Annotated in this window: 17 protein-coding genes, 2 tRNA genes and 2 pseudogenes; 14 read left to right on the forward strand and 7 right to left on the reverse strand. The window is 57.3% G+C overall.

What is annotated here, in order from left to right; genetic code table 11:
- Positions 1-328: 328 nt before the first annotated feature.
- Positions 329-685 (reverse strand): 6-carboxytetrahydropterin synthase QueD, encoded by a 357-nt coding sequence (gene queD, locus BST95_RS10090; protein ID WP_084199191.1) that lies wholly within the window; start codon positions 683-685, stop codon positions 329-331.
- A gap of 181 nt (positions 686-866) precedes the next feature.
- On the opposite strand from queD, the gene BST95_RS10095 reads away from it, so the two are divergent.
- The 5 genes from BST95_RS10095 to BST95_RS20500 all read left to right on the forward strand — a co-directional run bounded on the left by BST95_RS10095 (position 867) and on the right by BST95_RS20500 (position 2,785).
- Positions 867-942, forward strand: a tRNA-Val gene (locus BST95_RS10095).
- Between the two features lie 62 nt (positions 943-1,004).
- A tRNA-Asp gene (locus BST95_RS10100) sits at positions 1,005-1,081 on the forward strand.
- A gap of 430 nt (positions 1,082-1,511) precedes the next feature.
- Positions 1,512-1,982 carry a tellurite resistance TerB family protein gene (locus BST95_RS10105; protein WP_084199193.1) on the forward strand — a complete coding sequence of 157 codons (471 nt, stop codon included), beginning with the start codon at positions 1,512-1,514 and terminating at the stop codon, positions 1,980-1,982.
- An 84-nt stretch (positions 1,983-2,066) separates the two neighbouring features.
- Complete coding sequence (locus tag BST95_RS20495) at positions 2,067-2,459, forward strand: hypothetical protein (protein WP_240500169.1); 393 nt, start codon at positions 2,067-2,069, stop codon at positions 2,457-2,459.
- Between the two features lie 29 nt (positions 2,460-2,488).
- A complete protein-coding gene (locus BST95_RS20500; protein WP_240500170.1) occupies positions 2,489-2,785 on the forward strand; it encodes an FHA domain-containing protein in 297 nt (98 codons plus the stop codon).
- A gap of 1 nt (position 2,786) precedes the next feature.
- Here the strand turns inward: BST95_RS20500 and BST95_RS10115 are convergent, their stop codons facing one another.
- The gene (locus BST95_RS10115; RefSeq protein ID WP_084199195.1) at positions 2,787-3,698 is read right to left on the reverse strand and encodes a PP2C family protein-serine/threonine phosphatase; all 912 of its coding nucleotides are present in this window, start codon (positions 3,696-3,698) and stop codon (positions 2,787-2,789) included.
- A 145-nt stretch (positions 3,699-3,843) separates the two neighbouring features.
- On the opposite strand from BST95_RS10115, the pseudogene BST95_RS10120 reads away from it, so the two are divergent.
- Both BST95_RS10120 and BST95_RS10125 read left to right on the forward strand, forming a co-directional pair.
- Positions 3,844-6,087 (forward strand): annotated as a pseudogene (locus BST95_RS10120) (serine/threonine-protein kinase); the annotation flags it as partial.
- Between the two features lie 96 nt (positions 6,088-6,183).
- A complete protein-coding gene (locus BST95_RS10125) occupies positions 6,184-7,233 on the forward strand; it encodes an energy transducer TonB (RefSeq protein ID WP_084199199.1) in 1,050 nt (349 codons plus the stop codon).
- A gap of 19 nt (positions 7,234-7,252) precedes the next feature.
- Here the strand turns inward: BST95_RS10125 and BST95_RS10130 are convergent, their stop codons facing one another.
- The 3 genes and pseudogenes from BST95_RS10130 to BST95_RS10140 all read right to left on the reverse strand — a co-directional run bounded on the left by BST95_RS10130 (position 7,253) and on the right by BST95_RS10140 (position 11,028).
- A complete protein-coding gene (locus tag BST95_RS10130) occupies positions 7,253-8,062 on the reverse strand; it encodes a LytR/AlgR family response regulator transcription factor (RefSeq protein ID WP_084199201.1) in 810 nt (269 codons plus the stop codon).
- Positions 8,062-9,153 (reverse strand): sensor histidine kinase, encoded by a 1,092-nt coding sequence (locus tag BST95_RS10135; protein WP_084199203.1) that lies wholly within the window; start codon positions 9,151-9,153, stop codon positions 8,062-8,064. The genes BST95_RS10130 and BST95_RS10135 overlap by 1 nt, the downstream gene beginning before the upstream one ends.
- Positions 9,154-9,229: 76 nt before the next feature.
- Positions 9,230-11,028, reverse strand: a pseudogene (locus tag BST95_RS10140) (ABCB family ABC transporter ATP-binding protein/permease).
- Between the two features lie 123 nt (positions 11,029-11,151).
- Between BST95_RS10140 and lipA the strand changes: the two are divergent.
- Positions 11,152-12,141: a lipoyl synthase gene (lipA, locus tag BST95_RS10145; RefSeq protein ID WP_084199205.1), complete on the forward strand. Its 990-nt coding sequence runs from the start codon at positions 11,152-11,154 to the stop codon at positions 12,139-12,141.
- A 41-nt stretch (positions 12,142-12,182) separates the two neighbouring features.
- Here the strand turns inward: lipA and BST95_RS10150 are convergent, their stop codons facing one another.
- Positions 12,183-12,869: a DUF3313 family protein gene (locus BST95_RS10150; protein WP_084199207.1), complete on the reverse strand. Its 687-nt coding sequence runs from the start codon at positions 12,867-12,869 to the stop codon at positions 12,183-12,185.
- A gap of 60 nt (positions 12,870-12,929) precedes the next feature.
- Between BST95_RS10150 and BST95_RS10155 the strand changes: the two genes are divergently transcribed.
- A complete protein-coding gene (locus BST95_RS10155) occupies positions 12,930-13,865 on the forward strand; it encodes a 1-aminocyclopropane-1-carboxylate deaminase/D-cysteine desulfhydrase (RefSeq protein ID WP_084199209.1) in 936 nt (311 codons plus the stop codon).
- Here the strand turns inward: BST95_RS10155 and BST95_RS10160 are convergent.
- Positions 13,832-14,725: a DUF1853 family protein gene (locus BST95_RS10160; RefSeq protein WP_084199211.1), complete on the reverse strand. Its 894-nt coding sequence runs from the start codon at positions 14,723-14,725 to the stop codon at positions 13,832-13,834. The genes BST95_RS10155 and BST95_RS10160 overlap by 34 nt on opposite strands.
- Positions 14,726-14,766: 41 nt before the next feature.
- Between BST95_RS10160 and BST95_RS10165 the strand changes: the two genes are divergently transcribed.
- From BST95_RS10165 to BST95_RS10185, 5 genes are all read left to right on the forward strand, one after another.
- The gene (locus BST95_RS10165) at positions 14,767-15,642 is read left to right on the forward strand and encodes an NAD(+) kinase (RefSeq protein WP_066052269.1); all 876 of its coding nucleotides are present in this window, start codon (positions 14,767-14,769) and stop codon (positions 15,640-15,642) included.
- Positions 15,642-16,487 carry a rhomboid family intramembrane serine protease gene (locus tag BST95_RS10170; protein ID WP_084199213.1) on the forward strand — a complete coding sequence of 282 codons (846 nt, stop codon included), beginning with the start codon at positions 15,642-15,644 and terminating at the stop codon, positions 16,485-16,487. Before BST95_RS10165 ends, BST95_RS10170 begins: the two co-directional genes overlap by 1 nt.
- 63 nt (positions 16,488-16,550) lie before the next feature.
- A complete protein-coding gene (locus BST95_RS10175; RefSeq protein WP_084199215.1) occupies positions 16,551-16,961 on the forward strand; it encodes a zf-TFIIB domain-containing protein in 411 nt (136 codons plus the stop codon).
- Positions 16,962-17,057: 96 nt separating this feature from the next.
- Positions 17,058-17,309 carry a YeaC family protein gene (locus BST95_RS10180; RefSeq protein WP_066052262.1) on the forward strand — a complete coding sequence of 84 codons (252 nt, stop codon included), beginning with the start codon at positions 17,058-17,060 and terminating at the stop codon, positions 17,307-17,309.
- Between the two features lie 9 nt (positions 17,310-17,318).
- The gene (locus BST95_RS10185) at positions 17,319-18,152 is read left to right on the forward strand and encodes a DUF2797 domain-containing protein (protein WP_229801645.1); all 834 of its coding nucleotides are present in this window, start codon (positions 17,319-17,321) and stop codon (positions 18,150-18,152) included.
- Positions 18,153-18,164: the final 12 nt, after the last annotated feature.

An 18,164-nucleotide genomic window follows, 5' to 3' on the forward strand; every position in this document is an offset into this window, starting at 1 on the left:
TTCAGCGCAGTATTAGCAGCCCTTATTACAGATTGGTTAAAAAGTGCACAAACGGTAAAAGTATATAAAAAACATGTAGATATGGGCTTTACCTTATGTTGGTTTGTTAAAGTGATGGCTAAATATGTGAAACTTTTACTACCACTATTGTTGTGTGCATAACCTTTGCTGACGTGCTACCGCTCGTAACCAATCCTGCGCTTTTGGAAACATTTGAGGGTGATTCAAATGTTGGAGAGAGGATTGAAATTCGATTCAACCTTTATTTGTAGCGTCTGCGAATTCGTCAACTTTTTTTTGCTGTGTTACCGAAATGTTTCGCTGTCACTCATTGGCCGCGGTACACACAGCCGCTGGTGCAGGTTTCGCGAATCTCTACAGCTGACAGCTGCGGGAGTCGCGGGCTGAGTCGGTCCCAGATCCAGCGAGCAATGTTTTCGCTGGTGGGGTTTTCCAGCCCCTCGATATCATTGAGGTAGTAGTGGTCCAGTTGGTCGAGTATCGGTTTGAAGGCGGCCTTCAGGTCGCCGAAGTCCATCACCCAGCCAGATTCATCGCCCACTGGCCCGGCGACTGTCAGCCTCACATGAAACGAGTGGCCGTGTAATCGCGCGCACTTGTGCCCCTCGGGCACGTTGGGCAGTCGGTGTGCGGCTTCGAAGTGGAATTCCTTGTAGATTTCCATGGCATCAGGCTCCAGAGAGTGTCGGTTGGGTGCTCGTATTGCGCAGATTTTGAACGATCACTGCTCGCGAATTTTACTACTAAAATCAATAGCTTTTCAGGTTTTCAAAAAATTGAAAATTTTTTCGCCGGAACGTTTGACACCCCTCGAAGAATCCCTATAATGCGCATCTCCGGTTCGGGGGTGATTAGCTCAGCTGGGAGAGCATCTGCCTTACAAGCAGAGGGTCGGCGGTTCGATCCCGTCATCACCCACCAATACCGAAAGGCTTTCGAGGCGCCTGACAACGCTTCACTAACAAGAAAGCCGCTACCGTTTTGGACCGGTAGTTCAGTTGGTTAGAATGCCGGCCTGTCACGCCGGAGGTCGCGGGTTCGAGTCCCGTCCGGTCCGCCATATACGAAAAAGGCCACCCATAAGGGTGGCCTTTTTCGTATATGCGGTACCGGAATGCGGCCTCGAACCAACCTTCGAAAAAATGCGACCGCAGGAGCATTTTTCACCGAGGCGCTTAGCGCCGAAGCCCCTTAGGGGCGTTAACACCCCGAAGGGTGTTGACGGACATCCCGTCCTTCCCACCCCTAGACCAGATCCTTGACCAGGATGGCCTTTTCCGTATACACGTATCCGGAATGCGCAGAGACCCCGCAGGTTCGACAAACGCGCTAGCGTTTGAGATGCCGCAGGCACCCCGCAGGGGCCGGAGCAGCCCCAAGGCTGTTCTGGTCTAATCCCGTCCGATCAGGCGCTCGGGCGTTTCGTTCATCAGGATGGCCTTTTTCACCTATACTTCACTGACACCCAGATCGTCCCGGAGGGTGCCACCATGACCTCACCATCACGCCACTATGGCCTCGAATTAACGGGCGACGCCCTGTCGATCGTCACCAGCAGCAAAAATGGCTTCTTTGATCCGCGCTTTCTGGTCGTCGCGCTGCTGGAGCATGTCGCGCGCGGCGACGGTGAGGTCAGCGATGAGGAGGCCGCGACCATGCTGGAACTGGTCGCTCGGCACTTTTCTCTGGACGAAACCGCGGCAAAGTCGCGGCTTGCTCACGCCCTGAGTCTATATGCCGGCGATATGGATCTCGCGGCCGTCGGGGCGGTGTTGATTGATGTGTTGGAGCCCGTCGATCGTGAAGACGTGATGGTGATGATGCTCAAGGTGGTAGCCGCCGACGGTCGCCAGGGTGCCGATGAGCTGCGCGCCATCGATGAGGTGGCGGCCCATTTGCAGTTGACGGACGAGGAGCGGCACGCCGCATTCCAGCGATATTTCGCCTGGCGCGATGGCTGACACACGTTTACAGAGTCATTCACATGCCCTCGGCAAAGAACTATATTAGGTGGGTCCTTCGAATAATAAGGCGGTGTTTGCATCATGGATGAGAGCGGCAAGGCTACCGGTTCATTTTTTGGCGAATTGCGCAGGCGTAAAGTTATTCGCACCTGCCTACTGTATGTGTTGGTCTGCTGGGGTGCCCTGCAGGTCTTCGATATTGTCGTTCCCGCCATGGGTTACGATGCAGATCTCGTCTCACGCTACTTCATCTACGCGGCTGTGCTGGGCTTTCCGGTAACGTTCGCGCTGGCCTGGTTTTTTCAGTTCACTTCACACGGGATTGTTCGCACTCAGTCATTCGTAGAACGGCGTGTGCTGGACAACGTGTCACCGGTTAATGACCGGCGTCGGTCCGGTGTCTCCAATTTTCTGCGCAAGGGCGAAGAGGCCGAAGAGCATCAGTGGATTGTGTCGGCGGAAACCGGCCGCTAAGTGGGCTTAGTTATCCGGTGCATGGCGAGTTGGTCTTAGGCCGTTCCCTGGATTGCGATCTGGCCATTGTGACCCCGCATGTGTCGCGCCAACACGCGCGCCTGGATGAGGCTGAAGACGGTTTGTACATCGAGGACCTGGGTTCTTCCAACGGCACCGTCGTCAATGGCAAGCGAGCTTCCGGGCGGGTCCGGTTGCGCCACGATGACGAGCTGCGCTTTCACGATATTATTTTCAGAGTGACCGAAACGCTGACACGCGGCCATAGCGAGCGCCAGGCTTCCAGCCAGACTACCTTTATTCAGGCGCCAGACGCGGGCGATTAATCTAGAAGATTTTCAGGGCCACCCAGGCAACAGCGACTGCCGCCATAATGCCCAATAGCAGGAGCACCTTGCTGTCGTGCTCAGTGTTGTCTTCGCTTTCCGCCTCTACTGCAGGGAGCCCGCCGAGGGTGCCATTGGTCTCGCAGTGGTTGCCATCGCCTTTCTCGCCGATCACCACGACAGTCACGTTGTCCCGGCCGCCAGCTTTAAGGGCTGCGTTAATCAAGCCCTTAACCTGGGACTGAACCGTAGTCTCCCGTGTCATGATCTGGGCGATCTGGGTATCGCTGACTTCGTCAGTTAATCCGTCACTGCACAGAATCAGTTGGTCGCCGTTGTTGAAGTCGCCACGAATACGTCCGGGTGCCACGTTGATCGTGTCGGATACGCCGAGTGACTGCGACAGTACGTTGCGCTCGGGGTGAGCTGCGGCTTGTTCCGCCGTAATAGCACCTCGGGCGAGCATTTCACTGACCGGGTTATGGTCGCGCGAAATCTGTCGCAATTCACCGTTAAAAAGATAGGCGCGGCTGTCGCCGACCCAGGCAATGTCGTACTCACTTTCGCTGATGAGAGCGGCGACAACGGTAGAGCCCATGTTGCTGTCAATGCGGCGATTGATTTCATCCAGTACCGCTCGGTGTGAGCGGTGAATTGCTTCGATCAGAGGCAGGCCTTTGGCAACATCTTCCTGCAGAGTGTCGCGCACAATTGCCGCGGCTACTTCGCCGTCTGCATGTCCGCCAACGCCATCGGCTACGAGGTAAAGACGCAGTTCGGGGTCAATGAGATAGCAGTCCTCGTTGTGGCTGCGTTTGTGCCCGGGGTGGGTTTCTCCGAAGCTTATTGTTATTTCGTTCTCGATGATCGTCTTTCTCGACAGCTCAGCGTTAAAGGAGTGTATACCAATAATCGTGCCTGCAACGCGGAATTTTTACAATCGCAGTGTAATTGTGTGTAGTCGAATTAGTGGCTACTCTTAGCGGCTATTGGAATAGCGTGACGCATAAGATAAGCATGGCGGACTTCGAGTTACCCGGTTACGAGATCTACGAACGTTTGGGGCGGGCGGCATGGCCTCGGTCTATCGTGCGTTGCATCTCAACCTCGATCGTGAAGTGGCGATCAAGGTCATGGAACCGTCGATGAATGTCGATGAAAGTTTCTCCGAGCGCTTTATTCGCGAGGCGCGAATTTCCGCGCGACTGACTCATCCGCATATTCTGCAAATCTACGACGTCAACGCCTTCGAAGGTCTGAACTACATTGCCATGGAGCTTTTGCCCGGTGGTGAGCTGGCAGATTTTATTCACGGTGAGATGACTCAGAAATTCATCTACGAAATCACCCAGCAGATGACCGACGCGCTCGACTACGCGGCGGGACGCGGCTACGTCCACCGTGACATCAAGCCCAGCAATATCATGCTGCGCGCTGAGGACGATTTCGTACTGGCGGATTTCGGTATTGCCCGTGCTGCGAATTCCGGAACGCAAATGACGCAAACCGGGCTCATGGTCGGAACCCCCAGCTATATGAGCCCTGAGCAGGCCAAGGGGCACGAAGTGGACGGTCGCTGTGACCTCTACGCACTCGCCGTACTCATTTACGAGATGCTGACCAAGACGCTGCCGTATGAGTCAGACTCGGCCGTCACCACGGCGGTAAAGCATCTGACAGAAGATATCCCCACGCTCCCCGAGCATCTTGCGGCATACCAGGAGTTCATCAACAAGGGGCTGGCCAAGGCAGCTGATGACCGCTTCCAGACCGGTCGTGAGCTGTACGAAGCGTTCATGGCGGCCAGCAGTGAGTTTGCGGATGACGATGTGCTCACAGAGGCCGCGGAGCCGCGGCAGGAAAGTGGGTCACTGTCAGCGGTTGACGAAAATGACCGCACGTCATTAGCGGGGTTCGAAGCCACTCGATTGAGCCAGGCGTCCGGCGCTGCTGTGTCCAGTTCGAGTTCACAGTCACGGCCTTATCGCCTGGAGAACAGCCTGCAGCGGGAGCGTCTCGTCAGCGGCACTTACAGCGAAGCCAAAGCGGGCAAGAAGTCCGGTGGCGCCCTCAAGTGGGTGGCTGGCCTGGCGGTGGTCGCAGGTCTCGGTGTTGGCGGCTATCTGTGGATGCAGGAACAGCAGGGCGGTTCGGCGCGAGATTTACGCAACGTCACTGCGGAGTTGGCTGCGGCTTACAGTGCCATGAATGCCAACGATTTGAAGGGTGCTGCCAGCGCCTTCTTCAAAGTGCTGAGCCAGGATCGCAATAACGCCGCCGCCAGCCAGGGGATGTCTCAGGTGGAAACGTTGTACGTAGAGCAGCTGGAGACGGCCATCGCCGAGCGCGATGTCGATCTGGCCAGTGACCTGCTCGAGGACTTTACCGGCTATTTTTCCGCCAATCTCAGTATTGAACGACTGACTGCAGAAGTGGCATTGCTTGAGGAAGAGCAAAAGCTGGCTGCGCAGCAGGCGGCATTCGCCACTGCACAGGCGGAATCCGCCGCCGAAGCTGAACGCTGGGCGCCCTTTACGGCCGAGCAGAAGGGGAGCTTTCTGACCAGCCTGGCAGCGGCAGAACAGGCGCTGGGCGACGGTGACCTGGGTCAGGCAGAAGTTTTACTCGCTGAAGCCCAGACTATAGACGAAAATGCCCAGGAGCTTTCACCCCTGCTGGGGCAGCTTGAAATCGCCCAGGAGGAGGCGGCCCTTGCCGCGGCTGAGTTAGAGCAACAGGTGGACGACTTTATGGCCGATGCCCAGGCCGCTGCACAGCAGGGCGATTTCCCAGCAGCGCGTTCTGCCGTTGATGCTGCGTTGGAGGTGATGCCGGATAGCTCCGCCGCATTGACGTTGGACAGTGCACTGCCGGGGATGGAGGCGGATTGGCAGGAACAGCAGCTTGCCGCCGAGCAGGCGGCGCGCGCCAAAGCCGAGCAGGAACAGCTCCAGCGCGAAGAGCAGGAGCGCGCGCGTGAAGCGGTGGCCGCAGCAGAGGATGCCGCCCGTCGCGGTCTGCGTGCGGTTGAGAGCGGCTCCCTGGACGTGGCCCAGGCAGCGTATGATGAGCTTAGCCCCAGCTATGCAGAGAATGACACCGTGCAAGGCCTCGGCCAGGCGTTGGTGCAGGGCTATGCGTCTGCGGCTCGCGAACAGATTGATCTGAAAGAGTTTGATGCTGCCCAGACGCTGGTGGGACAGGGACAGACCGGTTTCCCGAACGATGCCTTGTGGATGGAGCTTGAGGCCGAGATTGAAGCGGGCCGGGCCAACTCCCGTCGCCGCCTGGGTGCATACTAGACCTCACCGTCCCACGAATTCAGTTTGTTCGCAGCGTCCACAGCGATCATTGCCTCTGCTACACTGCAGCTCTTTATCGCATTCGCTGGAGATAAAATGATGCGTAATCGCGCTCTGCCGCTGATCGCAGTCCTTATGTTGGGCCTTGCCGCGCCTGCCTGGAGCACTTTCGTGCCGCCACGCAATCTGGACCCGGCCAATGCGTCTATCCAGATGAACAAAAATTTCCAGCAGGATGCCTGGCTCGTCTACACCTATGACATCGACCACACGGGCACCGTAATCAACGCCAAGATCCAGAGTTCCAACGGCGTCCCGGCCGTGGAGCAGGCAGTACTTGCCCAGGTTAATGCCATGCGCTTCGAGCCCGCCTCGCGTAATGGGAAGCCGGTAAAAGTCTCCGCAGACCCGGTCATCTATACCTGGATTCTCGACAAACCTCGCATCATGTCCGCTGCTTTCGCGGAAAAGTACCGCGCCGCCTGGAACCTCTATTCAGAAGAAAACTACGACGCCGCCTTCGATATTGCGGTAGAACTCAAGAACTACCCTGGCCGCAATGCCCTGGAAGAGGTGAAGTTCCAGATTCTCGCCGCGTCGCTGTTCAGCCGCTGGAAGGATGAGGCAGCGGAGTTACAGCACCTGTCACGGGTGCGTGAATTCCAGAATCTGGCGATTAGCAATAACTTCAAAAACACCTACATGCCCACCGACCAGTACCTGCAGGTATTGAATAGGGTGGTTACCCTGCAACTGAATGCCGGCATGCTGGCCGACGCAGGCCGCACGCTCGACCAGATGCAAAGTCTGGGGCGTGGTACCGATACGGTGAACGACGCCGCCCAGCGCTACAGTAAGTCCATAGCGTCGCTGCAGAATGTGGCTGACATCACGGTGCGCGGTGAGTTACTGCCGCTGTTTCGCGACGGACCTGGATCGCTGAAAATAGGCCTGTCGCGTCAGCGATTCTCCATTTCTGATGTGCGCGGCCGTATAGGTGGCGTATTCCTGGTGTGTGGTAGTGCCGAGATGCCCCTGCGTCATCCAGCGCAAGAGCCCTGGAGTATTCCGGCAGGCTGGAATAATTGCGAGATCGATATTACCGGAAGGGCGGGGACCAGCCTGGTATTGCACCAGTTGAACTAGTCCCTTCGGCTCTGCAGGGTCAGGCGCTTAGCAGCTCTTTAACCCGATCGCGAAAACCCCGGCTGACTTTTAGCTGGGCACCGCCTTCCAGGCCCAGCATGTATTCGCCGTTGCCCAAAGTCTGTGCGCCGTTGATATAGCGGGTATTGATAATCGTAGAGCGGTGGATGCGCAGGAACTGTGCCGGATTCAACATGGCTTCCAGTTCTTTCATGGTAATGCGCATGATGTGGGTATCGCCGCCAGCGTGGATGCACATGTAGTCACCTGCCGCATCAATCCAGTGAATGTCTTCTGCCTTGATCAGGTGAATGTCGCTGCCATCCTTGATGACCAGTTTTTCAGGCCACTGCTGGGCCGGCGTTTCGTTTTGCGCCATTTGCTCGATCGAGTTGGCACTGGCACCGGTCATGCCCATCATCAGTTCCACCAGACGCTGCTTGGTCAGTTCGGACTGCTCCTGGCTGTGATGGGCAACTGCCCGATCGATGGCCTCATGCAGGCGATCGTCGTCAATCGGTTTTAGGACATAGTCGACAGCATGGACCTTAAAGGCCTCGACCGCATACTGGTCGAATGCCGTGACAAAAATCACCATGGGCATGTTGTCGGTCTGTAGCTGGCGAACCACTTCAAAACCGTCAATGCCGGGCATCTGGATGTCGAGAAATACCAGGTCAGGGCTATTGGCGGCAATAGCTTCCAGGGCCTCGGCGCCGTTAGCGCACTCGGCGATAACGTCGACCTGGGGAATCTGCTGTAATCGTAGTGACAGGCCGCGACGGGCCAGAGACTCGTCGTCGACAATAATGGCGCGGAGATTGTTCATTAGCCTTCCTTGCTGTACTCCAGAGGAATTCTGATGGTAATAGTGAGCCCGTGCGGATCGGTGGTGCTGAGCCGGAATGACTGCCGCTCGTTGTAAATTTCGTTGAGGCGCTCGCGGCAGTTGGACAGGCCTACGCCACCGCCATTGCTGGGGATCTCCCGGCTCAGGTCGATGCCGGGGCCGTCATCGGCAACCTGCAGGACCAGAGTATCTGGTTCGATGCTTGCACTGACGCTGATGTAGCCGCCATTAATCGCATGGGCAATAGCGTATTTGATCGAGTTCTCAACCAGCGGCTGCAGTAACAGCGAAGGCATCAGGGCGCGGCTGGCTTCATCCTGAATGTCAAAGCGCAGTTCGAGGCGATCGTCGAAACGGACCTTTTCAATATCCAGGTAGAGCTGCAGCGCGGTGACTTCTTCCGCGACAGTGACCTTTTGCATGGGGTCGTTATCGAGGGTGTAGCGCAGGAATCGGCTCAGGCGGGTCACCATGATATTCGCCAACTCGTTGTTCTTGTCCAGCACCAGGGTGGAGATCGCGTTCAATGTGTTGAACAGGAAGTGGGGGTTGAGCTGATACTGCAGCATCTTCAACTGGGCCTCGTGGGCCATTGAAATAGCCTTTAGGCTGCGCTCGCGGTCTTCCTGCGCCTGCAGGTAGTTCTTAATGCCGAAGTACAGTGCGCTCCATACCAACATCACCCAGAACGCGGAAATGGCGCCGTCGAAGTAGGACAGAAAGCTCATGGAGTCCCGCTCGGTGATTTTTCGCTGTGCCGGGAACATGTTGTAGAAGATCGTGCCGCGGCAGGCCATCCACACCAGGCCCGCGCCGTAGGAGCCGGCGGCAATCGCCACGATTCTGCGGGGCAGGTCCATCTCCCACATGTAGCGGTAAATGCCGCGCAGTATGAGGCTCAGGGCCATGCCAATCGTCGCGATTAGCGGCAGGTACCAGAGGTAGTTGTCAGGTGGGCTGCCCCACATGATAACGCCGAGATAGAACGACATCGCCCAGCCGCTCCAGCCCACAAACTGCAGGGTCCAGAACAGCGAGCGCTTGTCTTTGAGAATTGCATTCATATTCATAGGGTGATTATACGGGCAATGTGCGTCTCAACGCTGCAATTCATCTCAGGTGACCTGCAGTTCACCGCAACAGGGGCTATTGAGCGGTGCTGGCATCCTGCCGGCTCCGCTGCACCCGCCATAGTCGGGCATAGCGGCCATCCAGGGCCAGCAGGGCTTCGTGGGTGCCGCTTTCGGTAATCTTGCCGTGGTGCAGCACGATAATTCGGTCGGCGTCCACGATGGTCGACAGACGGTGGGCGATTACCAGACTGGTGTGGCCTTTGGAAATTTGCGCCAGCGCTTCCAGAATGGCCTGCTCGGAGCGCGAATCCAGGGAGGAGGTGGCCTCGTCAAAGACCAGCACAGGCGGCCGTTTGAGAATGGTCCTGGCAATGGATACCCGCTGTTTTTCGCCCCGGAGAGTTTCAGTCCACGCTCTCCGACAAGCGTATCTCCGCCTTCAGGTAGCTGCCCGATAAACGTTTCGAGGTGAGCGAGACGAATAGCCTCATCGATGTCGGCCTCGCTGGCATCGGGGTTTCCGTAGCGAATATTCTCGCGGATAGTGTCGTTAAACAGCACCGTATCCTGAGGCACAATGCCAATCTCCCGGCGCAGGCTGGCCTGGGTGACGTCGCTGATATCCTGGCCGTCGATGGAAATGGTGCCGCTGTCAGGGTCGTAGAATCGGAACAACAATTTGACGAGGGTGGATTTGCCCGAGCCGCTGGCACCGACCACGGCGACTTTTTCGCCGGGGAGAATATCGAAGCTCACGTTCTTGAGTATTTGTCGCTCTTCATCGTAACTGAACGCAACCTGGTCGAAGTGAATCAGGCCGCGCTGGAAATCCAATGCCTTTGCGCCGGGGCGATCGGTGATTCCGGGCTGGATGGCCAAAAGCTCAAACATCTTTTCGATGTTGGCCATTGAGCCCTTGATCTCGCGGAAGACGAAGCCAAGAAAGCCCAGTGGCATGAACAATTGAATCATGAACTGGTTAATGAGAATGAAGTCGCCCAGGGTGAGAATGCCATCGCTGACCTGCCAGGCGGCCAGGCCGATCATGGCAGTCTGGGCGACAGCAATAATAAATGCCTGACCACCGTTGAGGCCAAATAGCGACAGTCGGTTGCGCCGCCGGGCCTGCTCCCAGGCGGCCAGTTCCTTGTCGTAGCGATTGGCTTCAAAGTCTTCGTTGGTAAAGTATTTGACCGTCTCAAAGTTGAGCAGGCTGTCCACAGATCGGGTATTGCTGGCGGAGTCGGCGGCGTTCATTTCGCGCACAAACTGGGTTCGCCAGTCTGTTGCCCGTACGGTAAACAGGCCATAGCTTATGACCGCGGCCAGGGTAATTACGGCGAATCCCGCGCCGTAGTTAAACAGCAGAATACCGACCACCATGGCGATCTCGAACAGGGTAGGTGCGATGTTGAACACGAAAAAGCGCATCAGGAAACTAATCCCGGTGGTGCCACGTTCTATGTCCCTGGCCAGGCCGCCCGTGCGCCTTTCGGTGTGATACTTGAGATCCAGTGAGTGGACGTGGCGAAACACCTGCAGGCCGATTTTGCGCATGGCGTTCTCAGTGACGCGGCCAAAAATTGTGTCTCTCAATTCACCGAAGAACACGTTGGCGAACCGGGCACCACCGTAGGCGAGCACCAGTCCGAACAATAGTGACAGGGTCAGCTCCGGGCCGCCTTGCTCGAGGGCGTCTACCAGGTGTTTGAGCAGAAACGGAATGTAAAGAATGGCGCCTTTTGCGGCGACCAGACAGGCCAACGCCAGCCCGACCCGATACTTGGATTCGAGCAGGTAAGGTATGAGGTGTTTGATGATACGCCAGTTAATCGCCGTATCCGGAGGTACTACAGTATTGTGTCCACGCATGGCGCGCATTTTACGGGTTTCTGTGCCGCTGGGCCATGGACGGAAAATGGGCACCCAAGCTGGCTTGTAGGGCGGATTATTCAGGTATAATCAGGGGGCATTCCCCAGCCCAAAGTGGTCCCGATGTCAGAGAAAGAAAACCTTATTCCCGTCACTCAGGTCAGTAGCGGCGAGAAGTTCGTGAATGCCCGTGGCGTTCGCGCTATTAAGGATGGTGTTAAAGCCAGCGCGGCCCCTGCCGAGCGGCTGGCGAAACCTGACTGGCTGAGAATCAAGGTCAAGGGCGGGCAGACTTACGATCGGGTCACTTCGATTGTTCACGAACACAAGCTGGCGACGGTGTGTGAAGAAGCAAAGTGCCCCAACATGAGCGAGTGCTGGAGTTCGGGTACCGCCACCATCATGTTAATGGGTGATGTGTGTACCCGAGCCTGCCAGTTCTGCTCGGTGAATACGGGTAACCCGCGAGGCTGGCTCGACCCTGAAGAGCCGGCCAATACGGCAAATTCTGTTTCCCTGATGGGCCTTAAGTATGTGGTGCTCACCTCGGTCAACCGCGATGACCTGGACGACGGCGGGGCAGGGCACTACGCCGCCTGTGTTCGCGAGGTGAAGTCCCGTAATCCCGATACGGCCGTGGAAGCGTTGACGCCGGATTTCCTCGGCGTGCTGGCGGATGTGGAGACCGTGGTGGATTCCGGCATTGAGGTGTTTGCCCAGAACGTTGAGACCGTCAAGCGCCTCACACATCCGGTGCGCGATCCTCGCGCGACCTACGAACAGACGCTGGAAGTTCTTGCCCACGCCAAGGCTTATCGGCCTGATGTGCTGACCAAGACCAGCCTGATGCTGGGCCTGGGCGAAACAGAGGAAGAAATCCTGGCCTGTATGGATGATTTACGTGAGGCCAATGTCGATATTCTCACCTTCGGCCAGTATCTGCAGCCGACGCCAAATCACTATCCCATTGATCGCTACGTGTCTCCCGAGGAGTTTGAGACCTATCGCCAGTGGGGGCTTGAGAAGGGGTTCCTGGAGGTGGTGTCCGGAGTCTTTGTGCGCTCCAGTTACCGTGCTGAGCAGGTGTTGGCAAAGAATAACGTGGGTTTATGAGGTAGCCCTGCAAGAGGGCTACCTGAATGACATTGGCAGGATCAGTCGGCCTGCCCGGTGATCTTGCCCAGTGAGGTGTTGATCTGCATGGCCCAGCTGGTGAAGACACGTTGTACGTCTGCGCGATTGCTGACGCTGTTGTTCAGTCCCCAGTGGTCATTGCTGGTGCGTGAGTCCTTGACCAGCGCCAGTACTTCCCCGGTCTCTGAGTCGCCAAACGCAACCGCCACGGCAATAGCGCCCGCACCCTCGGTGATGACATAGGAACGACCCACCGGACGTGAACGATTGTCGTCTTTGGCGGCAGAAGGAGCCAGACCGGTGATCATGGCCGCAATCTCCAGCACATCATCATCGGCGGTGTCGACGATCTCGAAGTCGCCTTTGTCACCCAACTGTTTGACCATGGCGTCATGGTAAATCTGCTGCAGGGTCTGCTTGTCGCTGTCAGTCAGCTCCCAGTCGCGACGCGTATTGACGCTGGTCGACCGATCAGGTTGCACGATTTCTACGTTATCCACGCCCAGCGGCCGCAGCATGACTTTGCGGTACTTGGAAAAGTCGGCGTTCGGATCGATATAGGCCATGTCAGCCCGGGTATTGTCGACCCGGTGAAGGTTCTCGCCAATGACCTCGGCGTCATCGCCAGTCTGGACAGTGGGAGGAGCACTGGAGCAGGCGCTGATCAGTGCGACAGCCGCTACCGGCAATAGAAGTTTGTGTAACATGGGTGCTCCTTAACGGGTTTTGCTTTTCTCAGGTACCTTAATCACTAGACAATACTACAGATGGAAACGACATCACCACTACCTTTTTCTTCTCTCTCTGAAGCCCCTGTACTGGGGCAGACGCTTGGTAATATCGATGTGCTGCGCCTGGATCAGGTGGGGGCCAGGGCACCGGGGAACAAGCTATTCAAACTGCGTCTGAATCTGCAGCGTTTGCGCGAGCAGGGACAAACCCGGGTGCTCAGCTTTGGTGGTGGCTGGTCAAATCATCTGCATGCACTGGCCGCGGTAGGGGCGGAGCAGGGCTTGGAAACGATTGGCATTGTCCGCGGTGGCGAGACGGAAACAGCGATGCTCAGGGATGCTCGGGCGTGGGGCATGCAACTGGTCGCAGTAGATCGCACGGAGTATCGCCGCCGCAATGAACCGGAATACCAGCAGGTACTGCGTCGCCGCTTCGGCTCTTGTGTGGTATTGCCGGAGGGCGGGGCGAATGCCGAAGCGGTACTGGGTTGTCGAGCCATCGCCGATGCGATCAATCAGCGCCCCGAGTCTATAGATCGGGTATTTGTCCCTGTGGGTAGTGGCGCAACGCTTGCTGGATTAGCGGCAGCGCTGGCGCCGGATATCCAGCTGCACGGTATATCTGCCCTTCGCGGGGCACAGGATCTGGAGGCGCGTGTGCAGATGTTGCTAACTGAAGTGGGCCAGGTCGCCAACGTGCCCTGGCGCATACATCACGAATTCCATTGTGGCGGTTTCGCTCGGGTCAATGGTGCGCTGCGGGAATTCATGCTCGACTTTGAAGCCGTTCACGCCATCCCCCTTGAGCCGGTTTACACTGCCAAAATGTTCTATGCGGTTGCGCAATTGCTGCGGGATGAGGGGGTGTCACCCCATGAGCGGCTTGTATTGGTCCATACCGGAGGTCTGCAGGGGCGCCGTGGCTATGCCTGGCTCAATCAGGCGGGCGACGGCCAGGTCTCAGGTACCTGAAAGTAGCGGCGCAGTTCCGCGCCGCAGGTATCCAGCTCTGCCACCAGTTGCGGTCGATGGGCATGGGGTTCGCCACGGTTGTCGCGAGTGGGGCGCTCGAGCACGGGGGCTAGCCAGAACTCTCTTTCAAGCAGTGTTGCACCCTCAGGAGGCATGTCGGGGCTGGCGCAATGCTGATAGGTATCGAGCGACGCTGTGACTGGCCAGCCAGGGGGAGGCTCGCCAGGCTGATCGCAGGGAGCAAATAGTCGCCCTTTCATTTCCATTTCCCGATCGAGTGCTGTGACACCCAGAGCGGTTAGCATAGCTGCGGCCTCCTCGCGGTCGGACAGCGCCAGTTGATGGTCACGCATACGCTTTACTTTGAGATCGAGCCGGTCACGGGTGTTGGGCCCTAACCAATGCTTCCAGGCGCTGCCAGTGACGTTTGGCCCGCGCAGGTAGAATTTGACCGCCAGTTCCAGATGAATATGGCGGCGACGTTGGCGGCAAAAATAGATCACATCAAATTCGCCGAGGGTGCGGCCTTCGTGGCGCACCGCCAGATTGGTGGCCAGCAGATCAACCTGGGGATCCTGTTCAAGAAAAAAATGCCAGAGTTTCTCAAAGTACAGGCCGAGGCGGCCGCCACGGGTGGTTTCGATATAGGCTTCAAGTGGTGCCGGTTGCTGATCCAATCCATCCAGCCAGGCGCGACGCTCGCGGCTGAGCCGCAGTTGGCAATTGGTGGTTGTGGCCGGCAGCATCTGCGCAGGCAACGTGGCGCAGTCGATCATGGGTGTGGAGAAACAGGACCAGGCCAGATCGCGCACGGCGCGATTACGCCAGGGTAGCGCCAGCTTGTGAGAGGGGGCAGTCATGTGGCTATAATAACAGCCCTCATAACAATGGACCTTAGGCAATGTTTGACAAGGTTGGGCTGGTAGGCCGCAGCCAGCAGGATGGGCTGGGCCCGGTTCTGCAGGAATTGTTGGAACTGTTAGGCGTACGTGGCCATCAGGTCATGCTGCAGGACCGCCTGGAAGAACTGGTGCCGGGCCACGGCGTCAGTGTGGGTACGCCCGATGAGATCGGCGAGTGGGCTGATCTGGTTATTGTCTCGGGTGGCGATGGCAGTCTGCTGGGCGCAGCTCGCACCCTCGCTAAATATGGCACAGCCGTGCTCGGTGTGAACCGGGGGCGGTTGGGATTCCTTACCGATATCACGCCGGATTTGATTGCCGACCAGATTCCCCATGTGCTCGACGGTAAGTTCGATGAGGAGCACCGATTCCTGCTCGACGCTCATGTCGTGCGTGACGGTGAGGTTGTCGCCAAAGCAGATGCCCTCAATGACGTGGTCGTCAACTCGGGTGCGTCGGCACAGATGATCGAGATCGAACTGAGTATCGACGACACCTTTGTCTATCGCCAGCGCGCCGATGGCCTGATCGTGTCTACCCCGACCGGTTCAACGGCTTACTCACTGTCTGGCGGTGGCCCGATCATGCATCCCTCGCTCGACGCGATCGTGCTGGTACCTATGTTCCCTCACGCCCTGAGCAGCCGGCCTATTGTCGTCGATGGCTCCAGCGAAATACGGGTTGATATTCTGGCCCGTAATCGTATTCATCCGCCGGTAACCTGTGACGGTCAGGAGAACATGACGGCGCGGCCCGGTGATTCGGTGCTGATTCGCAAGAAACCCCATGCGCTGCGTCTGCTGCATCCAGTTGGGCACAGTTTTTATGCCAGTTGCCGCGACAAGCTGCGCTGGAGTAACGCACTGGTCGATTAGTGTCTGCCCCTATTGTCGTGCTCGACGTACCGGTCGAGGAAAACCTGCTGCCGCTTACTGCGTTACTGCGCACTCGTGGCCTGCCACATCGAATATTCGAGGAAGAGGGCCGGCAGGTGCTGGTCGTTTATGCCGAGGAACATGTGGCACCGGTGCGCGAGCTGTATCGGGCCTGGCGGGCGGACGAGGTCACTATCAGTGTCGCCAGCGGGGGCAGGGCCAATGCCACAACGCCGTCGCTGAATTGGCGGCAGTGGCCGGTCACCGCCGCTTTCTGTGTGGTGGCGATCGGTATGTTCCTGGTCATCGAAGTATTCGGGCAGCAACAGCTTATCCCCTGGCTCACTTTTCAGCCGGTAGATATCGTCGGTAGGCAGCTGGTGTTTTATGAGATGGGGCAGCAGTACTGGCGCCTGGTCAGCCCGATATTTCTGCACTTTGGCTGGTTACATATCATCTTCAACTGTCTCTGGCTGTGGGAGTTCGGTCGGCGCACTGAGGGCGTGTTGGGCGAGCTCAACCAGTTCGGGCTGATAGTTGTTATTGCCGTGGTGTCCAACGGTGTCCAGTTTGCCAGTGGGGGACCGTCGATATTCGGTGGGTTGTCCGGCGTTGTCTACGGCTTGCTGGGATTTGCCTGGGTGGCACCACTGCTGCAGCCAGCTTGGGCCATTCAGCCACCGCCGGCCCTTATGGTGTTTATGGTCGGCTGGCTGGTGGCCGGTTATCTGGGGGTGTTGGAAGGCCTGGGCATGGGTGCGATTGCCAACGCGGCACACCTGGGCGGCCTGTTGGCGGGCGCGGCGCTCGGCGGCCTGTTTGGTGCCATGTCACGCCGTACCTGAGAGGCTTGCCGATAGCGGTGCGGTGACTATACTGGATGCGGAATATTGATAAGAGGCAGCGCCATGGAGTTCAATGAATCAGTTCATAGTCTGAAGTGCCCCAAGTGTGGACATGGCATGGAGGAAGTGACTCACGAAGGGATAACGATTGATCGCTGCACCAACTGCCGTGGACTGTGGTTCGACGCCGATGAAGCCCAGCAACTTAGAAGCCTACCTGACAGCGCCATGGTCGACTCCGGCAGTGCCAAAGAGGGTTGGAAGTGGGATAGCCGGGTAGACATTAATTGTCCCCGTTGCAACAAGCCCATGGAGCTGACCTCTGACGCCAAGCAGAAGCACATCTGGTATGAAGTGTGTCCCGAGCACGGGATATTCATGGACGCGGGTGAGTTCTCTGACTTTAAGGACGAGAACCTGCTGGACTGGTTCCGGGGGGTCATCAAAGGGAGTAGGGAAACCGTTTGTCCCTGATCTGATGGAATATCGACGCCCCGCCTCTGCGGGGCGTTTTTCTATGGGCCCGCGGGGAGTATAATCGCCTGCCTTTATTGTCCCTGCGGAAGCCCTATGAACTACCAGCAATTAATCGAAAACATGACCCCGGAGATTTATACGAGTCTCCGCAAGGCTGTGGAACTTGGCAAGTGGCCTGATGGTAAACCGGTAACCCCTGAACAGCGTGAACACGCCATGCAGGCGATTATCGCCTGGGGCGAACAGCATCTTCCCGCTGAGCAGCGTATTGGCTACATCGATAAGGGTCACAAGGAAGGCGACAACTGTGACGACCCCGTAGAAACACCCCTGAACTGGAAGTAGGAGAAAACGGTGCCTGAGATTCTGGCGAGCGGCGCGGTGCGCAAAATGACAACAGAGCTCAGTGATGAAGTGCAATACCAGCTGCCACTGGGCGATAGTCACCTGCCCATGAATGCGCTGCTGGGTAGTGCGCTTTCGCTATCGTATTCCGGACAGATTAATTGTATTGCCTGCGATCGTAAGACCAACAAGAGCTTTAGTCAGGGCTTTTGTTACCCCTGTTTCAAGCGCCTGGCCCAATGTGACACCTGCATCATGTCGCCGGAGAAGTGCCATTACGATGCGGGCACCTGCCGCGAGCCGCAGTGGGGCGAAGCCAATTGCATGATCGATCACTTCGTCTATCTCTCGAATACTTCGGGTGTAAAGGTCGGCATTACCCGCCACAGCCAGGTACCCACCCGCTGGATAGATCAGGGTGCAACCCAGGCACAACCAATATTCAGAGTCAGCACCCGGCTTCAGTCCGGGCTGGTTGAGACCATGTTTAAAAGCCATGTCGCCGACAAGACCAGCTGGCAGGCAATGCTGAAAGGCGATGCTGAACCTGTGGATCTCGAGCAGCGTCGTCAGGCTTTGATGAGTGCCTGCGGCGATGAACTCGCGGCCTTGCAGGAGCGCTTCGGCCTACAGGCAATTACCCCGCTGGAAGGCGCTGAAGAAACCCGTATTCGCTATCCGGTGCTCGAACACCCGACTAAAGTGAAGTCCTTTAACCTGGACAAGGCACCTCTGATTGAGGGGACCTTACAGGGAATAAAGGGTCAATACCTGATTTTCGATACCGGCGTGATCAACATGCGCAAGTACGCTGGTTACCACCTAGAAGTCGCCAAAATTTGATTGAGAAGACCT

The organism is Halioglobus japonicus (assembly GCF_001983995.1).
Taxonomy (GTDB): Bacteria; Pseudomonadota; Gammaproteobacteria; order Pseudomonadales; family Halieaceae; genus Halioglobus; species Halioglobus japonicus.